This window comes from Streptomyces axinellae (assembly GCF_039532135.1).
In the GTDB taxonomy this organism is placed as follows: domain Bacteria; phylum Actinomycetota; class Actinomycetes; order Streptomycetales; family Streptomycetaceae; genus Streptomyces; species Streptomyces axinellae.
This window is the reverse complement of record NZ_BAAARJ010000002.1, coordinates 364,231-383,152: the sequence shown is the minus strand read 5'-3', so window position 1 is coordinate 383,152 and position 18,922 is coordinate 364,231. Positions and strand designations below refer to the sequence as shown.

The window sequence follows — 18,922 nt, the reverse complement described above, 5'->3', positions numbered from 1 at the left end:
CTTCGGGGCGGGGCCGGGGACGGCCGGCCGGAACCCGTCGGCGGATACGTAGACTGGTCGGCGTGAGCGACGAGCCCCAGCCCCACGAACCCGAGCCGGCCCCGTTCGAGGAGATCATCGGGGAGGAGACCGACCGCGACCCCGACCTCGCGGTGATCGAGGCGGGCAGCCGCACCCTGCGGGCCCAGGCGGGCCCGCCCCAGCCGGATGTGGTGCCGGACCGGCCCGAGGACCCCGAGGTGGACGCGGCGCTGCGCGCCGTCGAGGAGGAGCTGGCCACCCGCTGGGGCGAGACCAAGCTGGAGCCCTCGGTCAAGCGGATCGCGGCGCTGGTGGATGTGCTCGGCGACCCGCAGCGCACCTACCCCTCCATCCACATCACCGGCACGAACGGCAAGACCACCACCGCCCGCATGATCGAGGCCCTGCTCGGCGCCTTCGACCTGCGCACCGGCCGCTACAGCTCCCCGCACGTCCAGTCGGTCACCGAGCGCATCAGCATCGACGGGGCGCCCGTCTCCGCCGAGCGGTTCATCGAGACGTACGAGGACATCAAGCCCTACATCGAGCTGGTGGACAGCCGGGAGGACTACCGGCTGTCCTTCTTCGAGGTGCTGACCGGAATGGCGTACGCGGCGTTCGCCGACGCTCCGGTGGACGTGGCGGTCGTCGAGGTCGGCATGGGCGGCACCTGGGACGCGACCAACGTCATCGACGCGAGCGTCGCCGTCGTCACCCCCATCTCCCTCGACCACACCGACCGGCTGGGCGACACCACGGAGAAGATCGCCGTGGAGAAGGCCGGCATCGTCAAGTCCGACGCCACGGTGGTCCTGGCCCAGCAGCCCGTCGAGGCGGCCTCGGTGGTGCTGAAGAAGGCCGTGGAGGTGGACGCGACCGTCGCCCGCGAGGGCATGGAGTTCGGCGTCGTCTCCCGGGAGCGGGCTGTCGGCGGCCAGCAGCTGACCCTGCGCGGCCTCGGCGGGGAGTACGACGGGATCTTCCTGCCGCTGCACGGCGCGCACATGGCGCACAACGCGGCCGTCGCGCTCGCCGCGGTCGAGGCGTTCTTCGGCATCGGCCAGCAACAGGCCCGCACGCTCGATGTGGAGGTGGTGCGCCAGGCGTTCGCCTCGGTCGCCTCGCCCGGCCGCCTCGAAGTGGTGCGTACCAGCCCGCCCGTGGTGCTGGACGCCGCGCACAACCCGGGCGGGGCGCGGGCCACCGCCGAGGCCGTCAGCGAGGCGTTCGGCTTCAGCAGGCTGATCGGCGTCGTGGCGCCCAGCGCCGACAAGGATGTGCGCGGCCTGCTGGAGGCGTTCGAGCCGCTGTTCGCGGAGGTCGTGGTCACCCGCAACGCCGGCCACCGGGCCATGGACGTGGACGAACTGGCCGGTATCGCCGTCGAGGTCTTCGGCGAGGAGCGGGTCCAGGTCGAGCCCCGGCTGGACAGCGCGCTGGAGGAGGCGATCACGCTCGCCGAGGAAGAGGGCGAGTACGCCGGGGCCGGGGTGCTGGTCACCGGCTCGGTCATCACGGTCGGCGAGGCCCGGCTGCTGCTCGGGACCGGGAGGAGGCGCTGATGCGGACCCTGTGCGCTTCGACGCTGATCGGGGAGTTCTTCATCGTGGGCTTCGCCGGATTGGTCGCGATGCAGACGAGTGACCTTTCGGCCGGCACCGTCTGGACGGTCAGCGGTGTCGCGATGGCGCTGTGTGTACTGCTGTGCGGGGTCATCACCCGGCCGGGTGGTGTGCAGCTCGGATGGGTGCTCCAGATCGCCCTGATCGCCAGCGGCTTCGTCGTCCCGACGATGTTCTTCCTCGGCGCCTGTTTCGCCGGGCTGTGGTGGGCCTCCGTCCACTTCGGGCGCAAGATCGACGAGGCCAAGGCACGCTTCGCCGCGCAGGTACCGGCCGAGGGGGCCCCAGAGCCCGACGCTGCGTGAACTGACTGGTCCTCACCCGTGTAGCCTCGTCGCACCGCCGCGCCGCCCGTTACCGGCCATCGAAGCGGGCCGGCGCCGTGGTGCCCTCCCCTGGGGGTATCGCCCAGCGCCAGCTGGGGGACTTCGGCCGGGAGGCGCGCCAGCAGCCCGCACGACAGCCAAGGAGCCCGCACCATGAGCCAGCGCACCCTCGTCCTCCTCAAGCCGGACGCCGTCCGGCGTGGGCTCGTGGGAGAGATCATCGGCCGTATCGAGAGCAAGGCCGGCTGGACGCTCGCCGCCATGGAACTGCGCACGCTGGATCGCGCCACGCTGGAGCAGCACTACGCCGAGCACGAGGGCCGCCCGTTCTACGAGCCGCTGATGGAGTTCATGGCCTCCGGCCCTTCCGTCGCCCTGGTCGTGGAGGGTGAGCGCGTGATCGAGGGGATTCGCGCGCTGGCCGGGCCCACCGATCCGATCGCCGCCGCGCCGGGTTCCGTTCGCGGTGACTTCGGCACCATCGTTCGTGAGAACCTGATTCACGCCTCGGATTCCGAGGAGTCGGCCCAGCGGGAGATGAAGATCTTTTTCCCGGACTTCGCCTGAGACGGAGCGCCGGGAAAGGGGCGTCTCCGGCGTCTGCCGGAGAGGCGCGCTGACAGAATGTCACTCCCCGATAGAGCCGTGGCCAGGCATATGCGTCACGGCTCAGGGGAACCCGTCACTCCGACACGACGTCACCATTACGGGGGACGATCGGTGTTCCGCCGACAATGGCGGAGGAACCGTCTCTACGTGTTCGAGCTAGCGCGTCTACGATGGAACCTACGCGCTCGGGAAGCCGACGCGTACACATCCTTCCTGTACCCACACCTCGCCCCACTTGGAAGGCCAGACGCATCCTATGGGAACCAACATGTCGTTCATCGGCCGTGATATGGCTGTCGACCTCGGGACCGCCAACACGCTGGTGTACGTCAGGGGTCGCGGGATCGTCCTCAACGAGCCGTCCGTCGTCGCGATCAACACCAATACAGGCGGAATCCTCGCGGTCGGCGCCGAGGCGAAGAAGATGATCGGCCGCACCCCTGGCAACATCGTCGCCGTAAGGCCCTTGAAGGACGGCGTGATCGCCGACTTCGAGATTACCGAGCGGATGCTCCGCTATTTCATCCTGAAGATCCACAAGCGCCGTTATCTCGCCAGGCCGCGAGTTGTGGTGTGTGTTCCCTCCGGAATCACGGGAGTCGAGCGCCGCGCCGTCATCGAAGCCTCGACCCAGGCGGGCGCGCGCCAGGTGCACATCATCGAGGAGCCGATGGCCGCCGCGATCGGCTCGGGTCTGCCCGTCCACGAGGCCACCGGCAACATGGTCGTGGACATCGGCGGCGGCACCACCGAGGTCGCGGTCATCTCGCTCGGCGGCATCGTCACCGCGCAGTCCATCCGCGTCGCCGGTGACGAGCTGGACAACGCGATCATCCAGCACATCAAGAAGGAGTACAGCCTCCTGCTGGGCGAGCGCACCGCGGAGAGCATCAAGATCACCATTGGCTCGGCGCACGACCTGGACAAGGACGAGCACACCGAGATCCGCGGCCGTGACCTGGTCAGCGGGTTGCCCAAGACCGTGGTGATCTCGGCGGGCGAGGTCCGCAAGGCCATCGAGGAGCCCGTCAACGCGATTGTCGACGCGGTCAAGACCACCCTCGACAAGTGCCCGCCCGAGCTGTCGGGTGACGTGATGGACCGCGGCATCGTTCTCACCGGCGGCGGCGCCCTGCTGCGCGGCCTGGACGAGCGGCTGCGCCGCGAGACCGGGATGCCCATCCACATCGCCGAGGACCCGCTGGACTCGGTGGCGCTCGGCTCCGGCAAGTGCGTGGAGGAGTTCGAGGCGCTCCAGCAGGTGCTCGACGCCCAGCCGCGCCGCTGAGCGGCAGCACACCTGTCCGCAGCAACAACCGACCGTTTTCCGCGGCGGGTCGTTAAGCGCAGTGGCGGCCCCCGCCACGCACCCCGCGAACGCGGGGCTGCCCCACGAGAAAGGCACGGCCGCCGCACGTGAGGGACACACGAGAAAGCCGGCTGTTGCTCGTCCTGCTGATCGCCATCGCGTTCGCGCTGATCACGGTGGATCTCAGAGGGGGCGAGCAGTCTCCGCTCGACGGTGCGCGGTCGGGGGCCGCCTCCGTCCTTGGTCCGGTCGAGAACGGTGTGGCCTCCGCGGTCGACCCCGTCGGCAACGCGATCAGCGCCGTACGCGACTCCGGCGGCCGGCACGACCGGATCAGCCGGCTGGAGCAGGAGAACGCGGCGCTCAAACAGAAGTTGGGATCCGAGGACCGCAACCGTTCCCGGGCCCACGAACTGGACAAGCTCCTCAAGACCGCCGGAGCCGGCGGCTATGGCGTCAAGGGCGCCCAGGTCGTGGCGATCGGCGCAGCCCAGGGCTTCTCCTGGACCGTCACCATCGACGCCGGGCGGCGAGACGGGCTCCGCCGCGACATGACCGTGCTCAACGGTGACGGGCTCGTCGGCCGCCTCACCACCGTCGGCCCCTCCACCTCCACCGTGCTGCTCGCCAACGACCCCGACTTCACCGTCGGAACCCGGCTGGAGAGGAGCAGCGAACTGGGCTTCGCCACCGGCCGGGGCGGCGGCGCGCTCAACGTCCAACTCCTCAACGGCCGGGCCAAGGTGAACAAGGGCGACCGGCTGGTGACCTTCGGCTCCCGCGAGGACAAGCCCTTCGTCCCCGGCGTGCCGGTCGGCGAGGTCACCAAGGTCAACCGGCACAAGGGCGACCTCACCAGGACCGTCAGCGTCAAGCCCTATGTCGGCTTCACCAAACTGGATGTCGTCGGCGTCGTCGTCCAGCCGCCGCGCAGCGACCCGCGCGATGACGTGCTCAAGTCCAAGAAGCCGGCGAAGCCCAGGCCCGCCCCCACGGTGACCGTGACCTCCACCCCCAGCGGGAACCCGTCCCCCAGGAGCTGACCAGCGTGTACATCAACCGGATGCTGCTCTCGGCCTCGCTCGTGGTCGTCGCCCTCATCCTTCAGGTCACCATCCTCGCGAGACTCCAACTCCCCGGCGCCGTGCCGGATCTGCTCCTGCTGATCGTGCTCGGCCTCGCCCTCGTCTACGGGCACACCGCCGGCGCGCTCGTCGGCTTCGTCGCCGGACTGCTCGCCGACATCGCCCCGCCCGCCGACCACGCGGTGGGCCGCTACGCGCTGGTGCTCTGCCTGATCGGCTACGCCGCCGGGCTGACCAAACCGGAAGGCGGCCAGCATCGTTCGGCCACCGTGCCCATGCTGGTCGTCGCCAGCGCCGCCATCGGCTCCACACTGCTGTACGCGGGCGTGGGCGCGCTGGTGGGGGACACCGCGGCCCGCGGTGCGGGGCTGAGAGGACTGCTGATCACCGCCACCCTCTACGATCTGCTGCTCGCGCCGTTCGTCGTACCGGTGGTCATGTCGCTGGCCCGGCGCTCGGAGAAGGACCGGCTGGCGGCCGAGCCCGGCGGCGGCAGCGCCAGCGGCGGGGACCGGGCCGCCTACGGCTGGCTCACCTCCGGAGCCGGCGTCAGCTCCTCGGCGGGCGGACTCCTCGGCAAGGGCAGGACACCGCGCGGCGGCAAGTCGGCAGGCGTCGGCTCCTCGCGCGGCAGCCTCATGGGCCGCTCGGCGCGGAACAAGGCGGGCAAGATCAAGGGAGTCAAGCGCCTGTGACGAACATCCCTGAGACCGGGCGCTCCTCGCGCGTCAACATCAGGCTGATCGCCATCCAGATCCTGGTGATGTCGCTGCTGCTGACCCTCGGGGGGCGGCTGTGGTACCTCCAGATCCGCAACGGTGACGAGTACGAGAAGGAGGCGGCGGGCAACCACGTCCAGCAGGTCGTCCAGCCCGCTGTGCGCGGCTCCATCGTCGATGCACGCGGCGTGCCCATCGCCGACAACGAGACCCGCCTGGTGGTCTCGGCCTCCCGCACCGAACTGATGAAGATGGACGACGAGGGCAAGGCGGTGCTCACCCGCCTCGCCAAGCTCCTGGGCATGTCGCCCAAGACGGTGCGCGAGAAGGTCAGGCTCTGCGATGCCAAGACGAGCCAGCCTTGCTGGAACGGCTCGCCCTACCAGCCGATCCCGGTCACCGACGACGCCAAACCGCAGCAGGCCCTCCAGATCCGCGAGCGCTCCGAGGAGTACCCCGGCATCACCGCGGAGCCCGCCGCCGTGCGCCACTACCCGGCCCCCTACGGCGCCAACACCTCGCAGGCGCTGGGCTACCTCTCGCCCGTCAGCGACGAGGAGATCAAGCAGGCCAAGGACACCGACTCGCCGTTCCTGCCCGCCGACGAGATCGGCCGCTCCGGCCTGGAGCGCTCCTACGACAGCAAGCTGCGCGGCAGTTCCGGCGTGACGCGCTACGAGGTGGACAACCTGGGCCGGGTGATGGGCCGGGCCAAGAGCGACAAGGCCAAGCCCGGCTCCAGCCTGGTGACCTCCATCGACTCCCGCGTCCAGGCCGTCGCGGAGAAGCAGCTCGACCAGGCGATGAAGAACGCCCGCCACGAGTTCGACAAGAACACCGGGCGCAACTACAAGGCCGACTCCGGGGCCGTCGTCGTCATGGAGAACAAGACCGGCCGGGTCGTGTCCATGGCCTCCAACCCCGAGTACGACCCGAACGCTTGGGTGGGCGGCATCTCGGGCAAGGAGTACGCCAAGCTCACCGGCAAGAAGTCGAACTATCCGCTGCTGAACCGCTCGATCCAGAGCATCTCGGCGCCCGGCTCGATCTTCAAGGTGATCTCCACAACAGCGGCGGTCAAGGCCGGCTACCCCTTCAACGGCAACTACGACTGCGCCTCCTCGTACGAGGTGGGCGGCCAGGTCTTCAAGAACTTCGAGTCCAAGGGCTACGGCAGCATCAACCTCGGCCGCGCGCTGGAGGTCTCCTGCGACACCGTCTTCTACGACCTGGCGTACAAGCAGTGGAAGAAGGACGGCGGCAATCTGCCCAAGAAGGGCGCCAAGGACTGGTTCTACAAGACCGCGCACCAGTTCGGCCTCGGCAAGAAGACCAACGTGGACATCCCCAACGAGGTCGCCGGCCGTGTCCCGGACCGCAAGTGGAAGAAGGAGTACTGGAAGGCGAACAAGGACGCCTGGTGCAAGCAGGGCAAGAATCCCAAGGACTACGCCGGGAAGATCGCCAAGGAGAACTGCGTCTCCGGCATGAAGATGCGCGCCGGTGACAGCGTCAACTACTCCATCGGACAGGGCGACACCCTCGTCACCCCGATACAGATGGCCACGGCCTACAGCGCGCTCGCCAACGGCGGCACCCTCTACGACCCCACCCTCGGCAAGGCGATCGTCAGCCCCGACGGCAAGTCCGTCAAGGAGATCAAGCCCCGCGCGCACGGCAAGCTGCCGCTGGACAAGAGGACCCTCGGCCAGATGGACAAGGCCCTCCAGGGCGTGGCCACCAGGGGTTCGGCGGCCTACCGGTTCGGGCAGGCCGGATGGCCGCAGGACAAGATCAAGCTGCGGGCCAAGACCGGTACGGCAGAGGTCGCCGGCAAGCAGACGACCTCCTGGCTGGCGACCTACACCGACGACTTCACGGTAGTGATGACGATCTCCCAGGGCGGTACGGGCTCCGGTGCGTCCGGGCCCGCGGTACGCGGCATCTACGACGCGCTCTACGGCGTCGGTAAGGGCGGCGGCATCGACAAGAAGAAGGCCCTGCTTCCCGAGCCGGAGAAGAACCTGCCCAAGATCGACAAGGACGGGGCCATCGAGGCCCGCCGCGACAAGCAGGACAAGGCCGGGGACGCGAAGCCCGATGCGGCCGAGTCCGGCGCCCCCGACGGGCAGGCCGCACGCCGCGAGGACGAACAGGGCAGGCCGCAGCAGAACGCGGGCGCACAGGTGCGCGACGCGCGGGAGCAGACCGGAGGTGAGCGCCCGTGAGCACCCGCGGCTTCTCGCTCGACGGCTACGGCCCGCGCCGGCGTTCGGCCTGGAACCAGCTGACCGCGCGGGACTCCCTCGTATGGCGGCTGGATTGGATCATGCTGCTGTCCGGGGTCGCGCTCGCGGTCATCGGCTCGCTGCTGGTCTACTCCGCCACCCGCAACCGCACCGAGCTGAACCAGGGCGACCCGCAGTACTTCCTGGTGCGGCACGTCATCAGCCTGCTCATCGGCGTCGCGCTGATGGGCGGCACCGTATGGCTCGGCCACCGCAGGCTGCGCAGCGCGGTACCGGTGCTCTACGGGGTCACCGTCCTGCTCGCCATCTGCGTCCTCACCCCGCTCGGCGCCACCATCAACGGCTCCCGCGCCTGGCTGAACCTGGGCGGCGGATTCACCGTCCAGCCCGCCGAGTTCATCAAGATCACGGTGATCCTGGGCATGGCCATGATGCTGGCGGCCAAGGTCGATGCGGGCGATCGCGAACACCCCGACCACCGCACCGTGATGCACGCGCTGGGCATGGCGGCGCTGCCCATCGGCGTCATCCTGCTGATGCCCGACCTCGGCTCGGTCATGGTGCTGGTCGTCATCGTGCTCGCCGTCCTGCTGGCCTCCGGCGCCTCCAACCGCTGGATCCTCGGCCTCGGGCTGGCGGGGGTGGGGGGCGCGGTGCTGATCTGGTCACTCGGGGTGCTGGACGAGTACCAGATCAACCGGTTCGCGGCCTTCGCCAACCCGGCGCTCGACCCGGCGGGAGTCGGCTACAACACCAACCAGGCGCGGATCGCCATCGGCTCGGGCGGCCTCACCGGCAAGGGCCTGTTCGAAGGCACGCAGACCACCGGGCAGTTCGTGCCCGAGCAGCAGACGGACTTCGTCTTCACCGTCGCGGGCGAGGAACTGGGCTTCGTCGGCGGCGGGCTCATCCTCCTGCTGCTGGGCATCGTCATCTGGCGGGCCTGCCGCATCGCGCGCGAGTCGAGCGAGCTGTACAGCACGATCGTCGCCGCCGGGGTGATCGCCTGGTTCGCGTTCCAGGCGTTCGAGAACATCGGCATGACCCTGGGGATCATGCCCGTCGCCGGGCTGCCGCTGCCCTTCGTCTCCTACGGCGGCACCTCGATGTTCGCCGTGTGGATCGCCCTGGGACTCCTCCAGTCGATCCGGACCCAGCGGCCCATAGCGGCCTGAGACCCCCGCCGGGCGGGCCGTCGCGCGCGGCTCGCGCGGCGGGGGCCGCCCGCGGGGTACGGGGATCACGCGGGCGACCGGAGCCGGGCCCACCCGTTAGGCTGGACGACTGGCCCTGTCCTCCCCGCGCCCGCCCGGCGCGGGGGGCGTCCCCAACGAAAGCGCGCCCGAGATGCCCGTCGAGTCGGTCTTCCCACAGCTTGAGGCCCTCCTCCCGCACGTCCAGAAGCCGATCCAGTACGTCGGCGGGGAACTGAACTCCACCGTGAAGCCCTGGGACGAGACCGACGTGCGCTGGGCGCTGATGTACCCGGACGCCTACGAGGTCGGCCTGCCCAACCAGGGCGTCATGATCCTCTACGAGGTGCTCAACGAGCGCGAGGGCGTGCTCGCCGAGCGCACCTACAGCGTCTGGCCCGACCTGGAAGCGCTGATGCGCGAGCACCGGGTGCCGCAGTTCACCGTGGACGCCCACCGCCCCGTCGGGGCCTTCGACGTCTTCGGCGTCTCCTTCTCCACGGAACTGGGCTACACCAACCTGCTCACCGCCCTCGAACTGTCCGGCATTCCGCTGGAGTCGAAGGAGCGCACCGAGGACCACCCGATCGTGATGGCCGGCGGCCACGCGGCGTTCAACCCCGAGCCGGTCGCCGACTTCATCGATGTGGCCGTCATCGGCGACGGCGAGCAGGCCGTGCTGGAGGTCACCGAGATCATCCGCGCCTGGAAGGCCGAGGGCCGCCCGGGTGGGCGCGATGAGGTGCTGCTGCGCCTCGCGAAGACCGGCGGCGTGTACGTCCCGCGCTTCTACGACGTCGAATACCTGGCGGACGGCCGCATCTCCCGCGTGGTCCCCAACCGCTCCGGGGTGCCGTGGCGCGTCACCAAGCACACGGTCATGGACCTGGACGAGTGGCCGTACCCCAAGCAGCCGCTGGTGCCGCTCGCCGAGACGGTGCACGAGCGGATGTCCGTGGAGATCTTCCGCGGCTGCACGCGCGGCTGCCGCTTCTGCCAGGCGGGCATGATCACCCGCCCGGTGCGCGAGCGCTCGATCACCGGCATCGGCGACATGGTGGACAAGGGCCTCAAGAGCACCGGCTTCGAGGAAGTCGGCCTGCTCTCCCTCTCCTCCGCCGACCACAGCGAGATCGGCGACATCGCCAAGGGCCTGGCCGACCGCTACGAGGAGGACAAGGTCGGCCTCTCCCTGCCCTCCACCCGCGTGGACGCCTTCAACATCGACCTGGCCAACGAACTGACCCGCAACGGCCGCCGCTCCGGCCTCACCTTCGCCCCCGAGGGCGGCAGCGAGCGCATCCGCAAGGTCATCAACAAGATGGTCTCCGAGGACGACCTGATCCGTACGGTGGCCACCGCGTACGGCAACGGCTGGCGTCAGGTGAAGCTCTACTTCATGTGCGGCCTGCCCACCGAGACCGACGAGGACGTGCTCCAGATCGGCGACATGGCCGTGAACGTCATCGCCAAGGGCCGCGAGGTGGCCAAGACCAACGACATCCGCGCCACCGTCTCCATCGGCGGCTTCGTCCCCAAGCCGCACACCCCCTTCCAGTGGGCGCCGCAGCTGTCCGCCGAGGAGACCGACGCCCGGCTGGCCAAGCTGCGCGAGAAGATCCGCGGGGACAAGAAGTACGGCCGCTCCATCGGCTTCCGCTACCACGACGGCAAGCCCGGCATCGTCGAGGGACTGCTCTCCCGCGGCGACCGACGGGTCGGCGCCGTCATCCGCGAGGTCTACGAGCGCGGCGGTCGCTTCGACGGCTGGCGCGAATACTTCTCCTACGACCTGTGGATGGAGTGCGCGGCCAAGGTCCTGCCCCCGCAGGGCGTCGATGTCGACTGGTACACCACGCGTGAGCGCTCCTACGAGGAGGTCCTCCCCTGGGACCACCTCGACTCCGGCCTCGACAAGGACTGGCTCTGGGAGGACTGGCAGGACGCCCTCGACGAGACCGAGGTCCCCGACTGCCGCTGGGACCCCTGCTTCGACTGCGGCGTGTGCCCCCAGATGGACACGGAGATCCAAATGGGGCCGACGGGGAAGAAGCTGCTGCCGCTGTCGGTCGTGAAGTAGCCGCGCGGCACCCGGCGGCCACCTGCTGGGGGCTCTCCTCCTCCCCTTCCTGTTACGGGATCTCCATGCCCCGGCCCGAACCGGGAGCGTCGGCCGCGGCGTCCCACCAGCCGTGACCGCATACCAGCCACGTCATGGCGCGAAGAGGAGCACGCACACCGGGGGGCCGCCTGCCGGATTCACCGGCGAGAAGCGGAGCGGGCAGGCCGCGGCGGGGGAGGGCTGTCTGACGGCCGCGATCCGGCTGCCCGTCCGCCTGGTGATGTTCGTGGTGGTCCTGCCCGTCCGCATGGTGTGGGACGGGCTGGTGATCGCCGGCCGGGCGCTGCGGCGGACCGCCCTCGCGCCGTTGGGCCGGGGGCTGGGCCTGCTGGGCCGGGTCCTGGTGGTCGTGCCGCTGGTGTGGCTCGGCCGGGGCCTCGGCTGGGCCGGCCGGACACTGGTGGCCGCGCCGCTCGGCCTGCTCTGGCGGAGCGTGCTCGTACCCCTCGGGCGGGGCCTCGGCGCGGTGCTCACCGGGGCGGGCAAGCTCCTCCTTCGGACGGGCAGGGCCCTCCTGTGGGTGGGCAAGGCGCTGTTCGTATGGCCGTGGGCCGCGCTGTGGCGCCATGTGCTGGCCCCGGCCGGGCGGGGACTGGCCGCCGCGCTGGCGCTGCTCGGCCGCGTCCTGCTGATGACCCCGCTGAGCTGGGTCCGCGCCCGGCTTCTGGCCCCCTTGGGGCGGGGGCTCGCGAGGGGGCTGCGCCTGCTGTGGCGGTATCTCCTCCTCGCGCCGTCGGCATGGGTCCACCGCTGGGTGCTGATACCGCTCGGCCGCGCGGTGCGGGCCGTCCTGTGCGGGACCGGGGCCGCCCTCGCCTGGCTGGGCCGCTGCCTGCTGGTCGTACCGGCGCTCGCGCTGTACCGCTGGGTGCTCGCGCCACTGGGGCGGGGAGTGGCCGTGCTCGCGCGCGAGGCCGCCGACGCGGTGGTGGCCGCCTGGCGGGCGGCGGGCCGTGTGTCCCGCTCGCTCTTCGGACTCCTCGGGCGGGTGCTGCGCTTTCTCGGCCGGGTGCTGCGGGCCCTGCTGGTCTCCCCCTTCGTATGGGTGTGGCAGCAGATGGTGGCCCCTGCCGGACGTGCCCTGCGTGACCGCATCTGGCGCCCTTTCGCCGGGGGCCTGCGGGCGGCGGGGCGCTCCGTGCGCTCGGCACTCTCGTCCGCGCGGGCATCGCTTCGCGCCACGCGGGCAGAGATACGGCGTGCCCTCTGGGGATCCCCCCGGCCGGAGGCCGGGGGAGCGCCCCGCGCCCAGGAGCGGGAGAGGCTGCCGGAGGGCCGCCGCGTACCCTAGGCAGAAGGATCATCCGCACAAACACACAGCGTGCCGGGCCGCCGCCCGCCCCCGAGGGCGCGGAGCCGGGCCGCCCGTGCGGACTTCCGTCTTCGTACACGTCCTGTCAGCGAAGGGTGGCCGCCCCGCGTGCCGCCCGGCACCGAGGAGAGAACCACTGGGCAAGCGACAGCCCGAAGGCCCGCCGCCCGCACCCGTCGTGCAGCGCGTCCGTCTGCGCTACACGAAGCGAGGCCGCCTTCGGTTCACCAGCCACCGAGACTTCCAGCGCGCCTTTGAAAGAGCACTGCGCCGGGCCGAGGTGCCCATGGCGTACTCCGCCGGCTTCACCCCGCACCCGCGCGTCTCGTACGCCAACGCGGCGCCCACCGGCACGGCCAGTGAGGCCGAATATCTGGAGATCGCCCTCGCCCGGCACCGCGACCCCGACGAGCTGCGCACGCTGCTCGACGCCTCCATGCCCACCGGGCTCGACATCGTCGATGCCGTAGAGGCGCACGGCTCCGACTTCAGCGACCGCCTCCAGGCGTCCGCGTGGGAACTGCGGCTCGACGGGGTGACCCCCGAGGAGGCCCGCCGCGCCGCCGATGCGTTCCTGGCGGCCGAGTCCGTCGAGGTGCAGCGGCAGACCAAGAAGGGCATCCGCACCTTCGACGCGCGCGCCGCCGTCCTCTCGCTCACCGCGGCGGCGCCACCCGCCGAACCGCTTCCCGGGCCGTCCGCTGTGCCGCCCGGCGACGAGGGCCCGGCGGCCGGGGCCGATAGGTCCGCCGCCCCCGCCTGTGCGATACTGCGGCTGGTAGTACGACACCTGACACCTGCCGTACGACCCGACGACGTCCTGTCCGGTCTCCGCGCTACGGCCGACCTGGCGCCGCCGGTCCCCCCAGGGGTGACCAGGCTGGCGCAGGGGCCGCTCGATGAGGAGACAGGCACGGTGACCGACCCGTTCGCGCCTGACCGCGACGCGTTCCCCGGACCCACGGGACCGGGAGATCTTCCCAGCGTCGCGACGGCTCGGGGCGGCACCGCGTAGGGACCGCCGCCGAACGAAGCACCGCCGCTGTCGCACGCCAGGGAGCCACCCGGGCCGCTGTACGGCAGGCGAGCGCACAGACCACCAGACTTTCGCCGTAGCCGGCCCGGAAGGGTCCGGAACCGGCGAGTGAGACAACAGCTCCCGCGCGGCGCCCGCGCCCCGGACAGCGTTCCGCCCCAGGCGGATCGCCCCGGATCCAACGAGCGCGGCGCCCGGGAGCGTGACGGGAGAACCGCCCGCATGCTCGAACCAACTGAATCCCACGAGCCCGAGGCCGCCGCAGGAGACCCCACTTCCACGGGGTCCGCGCAGAGCACGGGATCCGTGCAAGCCCCAGGGTCCGCAGGCAGCACGCCCAGCGACACCCTGCCGCCCCGCCGCAGGCGCCGCGCGGCCAGCCGCCCGGCAGGACCGCCGGTGGCGCCCGACGCCGACGCGGCCGACGCCGGGGCGCTCTCCGTACGGGATGCCGGGGCACCCGGCGCGAGCGACCACAGCGCTCAGCCCTCCGGCACGGGCACGCAGCCGGTTGACGGCGCCGAGGACGGCGAGGACGCCGAGGACGGGGCGCCCGCCGAGGTGGCCCCCGCACCCGCCGCCCGCACCCGCCGCCGCGCCACCCGCAAGGCGACGGCCCCGGCCGGTTCCCCGCCTCCGGCGGAGCCCGCCGCCGCCCAGGTCACGGAGACCTCCCCGGCCCCGGAGTCCACTCATCAGGACGCGGAATCCGCTGGGGAGGCCGGGACCAATGGGGCCGATGGCGGCCCCGGGACCGGTGACGCCGGCACGGTGACCGCGCCTCCCGCCCGTACGCGCCGCCGCGCCACCCGCGCCGTCTCCGCTCCGGAGGCACAGGAGGGCGAGGGCGCGCAGCCGTCGTCCGGTGCGGAGAGCGACGCCGGTACCGATGGCGCGGCCGGAACCGCAGAGGCCGAGGCAACCGCGCCTCCCGCCCGCGCGCGCCGCCGCTCCACACGTCGGACGGCCGCCGCCGCGACGGATGACACCGCCGCCCCGGCCGACACCGCGGACGCCGCCGAGGCCGCGGGCGGGGACGCGGACGCGGGGGAGACCTCCGCTCCGGGGCGCGCCACCCGCTCGCGCCGTCGGACGGCCGCCGCCGAGGAGCCCGCCGCCGGGACCGGCGAGGCCCAGGAGGGCGAAGCCGCTCCCAAGGCGCGCACCCGGCGCCGGGCGACCCGTTCCGTTTCGGCACCCGAGGTGGCAGAGACGGCGGAGACCGTCGGGGCGGCTGAGGCTGCTGAGACGTCCGAGGCCGCTGAGAGTGGCGAGAAGCCCGCGGCGCAGGCCCGTTCCCGCCGCCGGGGCGCGTCCCAGCCGGAAGTGGTTGAGGCATCTGAGACGTCCGAGGCAGTTGAGACAGCCGAGGCTGCCGAGACATCTGAGACGGCCCAGGCAGGGGCCTCGGGGACGGCCGACCGCGCGGACGAAGGCACCGCCGCCACCGGAAGCGCCGCCTCCGGTGGCCGTGCCCGCCGCCGAGCCTCCCGCGCGGCCTCGGCTCCCGTCGAGGAGACCGCCGCCGAAACGCCCGCCCGCGTCGACCAGGCCGAGCAGTCCGACCAGGCCGCTCCCTCGGAGGCACCCGCCTCCCGTACGCGCCGCCGCAGCACCCGCAAGGGCGCCGGGGCCGCCGAGGCCGGGACCGCTGGTACCGCAGCGAAGGGTGCGCCGCAGGCCGCTGCCGCGAGCGGGAAGACCGCCGAGGGCGCCGCCCAGGCCGAAGCGCCCGGCGAGGAGGCGGCCACCGGTCGCCGCCGCAAGCGCAGCGCGCCGCCGATGGCGATGTTCCAGGCTCCGGTCTTCACCGAGCCCGCCTTCCAGACCCCGCAGAGCGCCGCTGCCGCCGCTGCCGCCGAGGCGGAGCGCCGGGCCGCCGGTACGGACGACGACGAGCAGGTCGAACAGAGCGAGCAGGACGACAAGGCCGCCACGGACGCCGCGCGGGGTGCGGAGAGCGCGGGCGGCTTCGAGGGCGCCGAGGGCGAGAGTGGCGGCGCCTCCCGCCGTCGTCGCCGCAGGCGCGAGACCGCGTCCGACTCCCGCCCCCGGGCCGCCGCCTCCGACAGCTCCTCCGGCGAGGGCGCTGCCCGCGACGAGAGCCGTGACGACGAGGGCCAGGACGACGACCGCGAGGGCGAGGAACACGAGGGCGCCCAGTCCGGTGACCGTCCCGCGCGCCGCCGCCGCCGGGGCGGCCGTCGCCGCCGCCGGGGCGAGAGCGCCGAGAACGGCGAGTCCGAGGAGCAGGGCCCCCACGGCTCCCCCGCCGAGGACGGCGACGAGGGCCAGGACCGCTCCGAGCGTCCCGCCCGCCAGGAGCGCCGCGACCGCGACGAGGCGGCGGAATCCGCTGCCTCCGCTGAATCCGCCGGTGCCGCCGACGCCGAGGAGGGCCCCGAGGCCGACGGCGGGGACGAGGACGAGCACGGCGCGTCCGGCGGCGGCTCCAGCAGCAGCTCGCGCCGCCGCCGCAGGCGCCGTCGCCGCTCCGGTGACGCTGACGGGCAGCCCGCGGCCGAGGGCTCGGGCGGCGACGACCCCGAGCGCACGGTCGTCAAGGTCCGCGAGCCCCGCAAGAAGAAGGACACCGAGTCCACCTCCAGCGACGAGGTGCAGGCCATCAAGGGCTCCACCCGGCTGGAGGCCAAGAAGCAGCGCCGGCGTGAGGGCCGTGAGCAGGGCCGCCGCCGGGTGCCGATCATCACCGAGGCCGAGTTCCTGGCCCGTCGCGAGGCCGTCAAGCGGGAGATGATCGTCCGCCAGAGCGGCGAGCGCACGCAGATCGGCATCCTTGAGGACGACGTGCTGGTCGAGCACTTCGTCAACAAGGAGCAGGCGACGTCGTACGTCGGCAATGTCTACCTGGGCAAGGTGCAGAACGTCCTGCCGTCGATGGAGGCCGCCTTCGTCGATATCGGCAAGGGCCGCAACGCGGTGCTGTACGCGGGCGAGGTCAATTTCGAGGCGCTGGGCATGGCCAACGGGCCGCGCCGCATCGAGACCGCGCTCAAGTCGGGCCAGTCGGTGCTCGTCCAGGTCACCAAGGACCCGATCGGGCACAAGGGCGCGCGGCTGACCAGCCAGGTCTCCCTGCCGGGGCGCTACCTCGTCTACGTGCCCGAGGGCTCGATGACGGGCATCAGCCGCAAGCTCCCGGACACCGAGCGCTCGCGCCTCAAGCAGATCCTCAAGAAGGTCGTCCCCGAGAACGCCGGGGTGATCGTCCGCACGGCCGCCGAGGGCGCCAGCGAGGACGAGCTGCGCCGCGACGTGGAGCGCCTCCAGGCGCAGTGGGAGGACATCCAGAAGAAGTCCGAGAAGGGCGGCAGCGCGCCCACGCTGCTGTACGGCGAGCCGGACATGACCGTCCGCGTCGTGCGCGACATCTTCAACGAGGACTTCTCCAAGGTCATCGTCAGCGGCGACGGCGCCTGGGACACCATCCGGGGCTACGTCGCGCACGTCGCGCCCGACCTCACCGACCGGCTCCAGAAGTGGACCTCGGACGTCGATGTCTTCGCGACGTACCGCATCGACGAGCAGCTGATGAAGGCGCTGGACCGCAAGGTGTGGCTGCCCAGCGGTGGTTCGCTGGTGATCGACAGGACCGAGGCGATGATCGTCGTCGATGTCAACACCGGCAAGTTCACCGGCCAGGGCGGGAACCTGGAGGAGACGGTCACCAGGAACAACCTGGAGGCGGCCGAGGAGATCGTGCGCCAGTTGCGGCTGCGCGACCTCGGCGGCATCATCGTCATCGACTTCATCGACATGGTCCTGGAGTCCAACCGCGACCTGGTGCTGCGCCGCCTGCTGGAGTGCCTGGGCCGCGACCGTACGAAGCACCAGGTGGCAGAGGTCACCTCGCTGGGCCTGGTGCAGATGACCCGCAAGCGGGTCGGGCAGGGGCTGCTGGAGTCCTTCTCCGAGCCCTGCGTGCACTGCAACGGGCGCGGCGTGATCGTCCACATGGAACAGCCCTCCGCGGCCGGTGGCAGCGGCAAGAAGAACAAGAAGAAGGGCAAGGGCGGCGCCCAGCAGACACAGCCCGAGCCCGCGCGTACCGAGCCGGAGGCCGAGCCCTCGCCCGCGACGGCGCCCGCCGCCGTCGCGGTGGAGCCCGCCGACGAGTCGGCCGTGGCCGCTGATGTGGTGGCGCCGGTCGAGTTCGTGCCGGACGAGGACCTGTTCAGCAGCGCGGCCGAAGCGGAGGCCGCCGCCTCGGGACGCGGTCGCGGACGCCGCCGGGGCAGCCGGAAGGCCAGCGCGCCCGCCGGGTCCCCGAAGCCGTCCGGGGAAGAAACGGCCCAGATCGTCGAGCCCAGCGCACCGGAGCGCACGGCACCGGAGCCGACTGCCGAACCGGTGAGCGCCGAGGCCCAGGGCGCTCCGTCGGGTGCGGAAGGTGCTGAGGGGGCCGAGGCTGCGGCGCGGCCCGGCCAGGAGCCTGCCAAGGCGCCCGCCGAGGAGGCCAGGCCCCGGCGCCGGGCCACCCGGAAGGCCACCGCTCCGGCCGGTTCGCCCACCACGGGTGAGGACGCCGCCGCCGTGACGGTCGTCACAGCGGAGGAGACTCCGGCTTCGGCTTCGGCTCCGGCTCCTGCGGAGGAGCCCACCGCCGCGGCGGCCCCCGGGTCAGAGCCGGAAGCCGGGCCCGTCGCCAAGCCGCGCCGGCGCGCGACTCGCAAGGCCACCGCTCCGGCCGGGCCCCCCGCCGGGGCCACCGGCGAGGAGTCCGCAGCGGGCGAAGGCACCGAAGCGCCGCCAGAGGCCGGGGCTCCGGCGAAGAAGGCGGCCAAGGCGACGGCGAAGAAGGCCACCGCGAAGAAGGCGGCGGCCAAGAAGACGACCGCCAAGAAGTCGGCGGCCAAGAAGACCGCGGAGAAGGCCGCCGAGAAGACGGCGGAGAAGCCCGCGGCGAAGAAGGCCGCCACGAAGAAGGCGGCTGCCAAGAAGACCACCGCCAAGAAGGCGGGGGCCTCCAAGGCGGCTGCGTCGAAGTCGGCGTCGAAGAAGACGGCCGCCGCCGAGCAGGAGGGCGCCCCCTCCGTCTCGGCCGCCGCTTCCGAGGACTGACCGGCGGGGAAGACCGGCCGGCAGGGGAGGGCGAGGGCACACGGCTCGCGCCCTCCCGCTGTCTTTCGGCTGCTGTCCACCGTCCGCCCTGGCAGCAGAGCGCTCCGGGGGGATGGGGTACCCTTGACCGTCGGCGTGTCGTCACAGGCGCGTCCGCCCTTGAGCAACTCCCTCCCGGTCCGCCGGGAGAGGCCGCTCAATCCCTCCGGATCAGCTCCGCACCCTCGTGTGCGGCCG

At 72.0% G+C, this 18,922-nt stretch carries 12 protein-coding genes; all 12 read left to right on the top strand.

Annotated features, from left to right (window positions below; translation table 11 throughout):
• Positions 1-62 precede the first annotated feature (62 nt).
• The 12 genes from folC to ABD339_RS04000 all read left to right on the top strand — a co-directional run bounded on the left by folC (position 63) and on the right by ABD339_RS04000 (position 18,685).
• The gene (gene folC / locus ABD339_RS04055; RefSeq protein ID WP_344562143.1) at positions 63-1,583 is read left to right on the top strand and encodes a bifunctional tetrahydrofolate synthase/dihydrofolate synthase; all 1,521 of its coding nucleotides are present in this window, start codon (positions 63-65) and stop codon (positions 1,581-1,583) included.
• On the top strand, positions 1,583-1,948 hold the full coding sequence (locus ABD339_RS04050) for a DUF4233 domain-containing protein (protein ID WP_344562142.1): 366 nt from the start codon (positions 1,583-1,585) through the stop codon (positions 1,946-1,948). The genes folC and ABD339_RS04050 overlap by 1 nt, the downstream gene beginning before the upstream one ends.
• 174 nt (positions 1,949-2,122) lie before the next feature.
• A complete protein-coding gene (gene ndk, locus ABD339_RS04045; RefSeq protein WP_344562140.1) occupies positions 2,123-2,536 on the top strand; it encodes a nucleoside-diphosphate kinase in 414 nt (137 codons plus the stop codon).
• A 310-nt stretch (positions 2,537-2,846) separates the two neighbouring features.
• Positions 2,847-3,866, top strand: a complete 1,020-nt coding sequence (locus tag ABD339_RS04040; protein ID WP_099886493.1) for a rod shape-determining protein — start codon at positions 2,847-2,849, stop codon at positions 3,864-3,866.
• Between the two features lie 128 nt (positions 3,867-3,994).
• A complete protein-coding gene (gene mreC, locus ABD339_RS04035; protein ID WP_344562138.1) occupies positions 3,995-4,930 on the top strand; it encodes a rod shape-determining protein MreC in 936 nt (311 codons plus the stop codon).
• Between the two features lie 5 nt (positions 4,931-4,935).
• A complete protein-coding gene (gene mreD, locus ABD339_RS04030) occupies positions 4,936-5,667 on the top strand; it encodes a rod shape-determining protein MreD (protein WP_344562136.1) in 732 nt (243 codons plus the stop codon).
• A complete protein-coding gene (gene mrdA / locus ABD339_RS04025) occupies positions 5,664-7,919 on the top strand; it encodes a penicillin-binding protein 2 (protein WP_344562134.1) in 2,256 nt (751 codons plus the stop codon). Before mreD ends, mrdA begins: the two co-directional genes overlap by 4 nt.
• Positions 7,916-9,115, top strand: coding sequence for a rod shape-determining protein RodA (gene rodA / locus ABD339_RS04020; protein ID WP_344562132.1), 1,200 nt, complete (start codon positions 7,916-7,918; stop codon positions 9,113-9,115). Before mrdA ends, rodA begins: the two co-directional genes overlap by 4 nt.
• Before the next feature lie 172 nt (positions 9,116-9,287).
• Positions 9,288-11,213, top strand: coding sequence for a TIGR03960 family B12-binding radical SAM protein (locus ABD339_RS04015; RefSeq protein ID WP_344562130.1), 1,926 nt, complete (start codon positions 9,288-9,290; stop codon positions 11,211-11,213).
• Between the two features lie 112 nt (positions 11,214-11,325).
• Positions 11,326-12,546, top strand: a complete 1,221-nt coding sequence (locus tag ABD339_RS04010; RefSeq protein WP_344562128.1) for a hypothetical protein — start codon at positions 11,326-11,328, stop codon at positions 12,544-12,546.
• Positions 12,547-12,745: 199 nt separating this feature from the next.
• A complete protein-coding gene (locus tag ABD339_RS04005; RefSeq protein ID WP_344562126.1) occupies positions 12,746-13,582 on the top strand; it encodes a TIGR03936 family radical SAM-associated protein in 837 nt (278 codons plus the stop codon).
• Between the two features lie 420 nt (positions 13,583-14,002).
• Entirely contained in the window at positions 14,003-18,685 is a 4,683-nt protein-coding gene (locus tag ABD339_RS04000) for an Rne/Rng family ribonuclease (protein WP_425575875.1), read from the top strand.
• Positions 18,686-18,922 lie beyond the last annotated feature (237 nt).

Excerpts from the sequence above, each read along its gene's own strand:
- ABD339_RS04050 (WP_344562142.1), top strand. The coding sequence starts at position 1,583 with ATGCGGACCCTGTGCGCTTCGACGCTGATCGGGGAGTTCTTCATCGTG.
- ndk (WP_344562140.1), top strand. The coding sequence starts at position 2,123 with ATGAGCCAGCGCACCCTCGTCCTCCTCAAGCCGGACGCCGTCCGGCGT.
- ABD339_RS04040 (WP_099886493.1), top strand. The coding sequence starts at position 2,847 with ATGTCGTTCATCGGCCGTGATATGGCTGTCGACCTCGGGACCGCCAAC.
- ABD339_RS04015 (WP_344562130.1), top strand. The coding sequence starts at position 9,288 with ATGCCCGTCGAGTCGGTCTTCCCACAGCTTGAGGCCCTCCTCCCGCAC.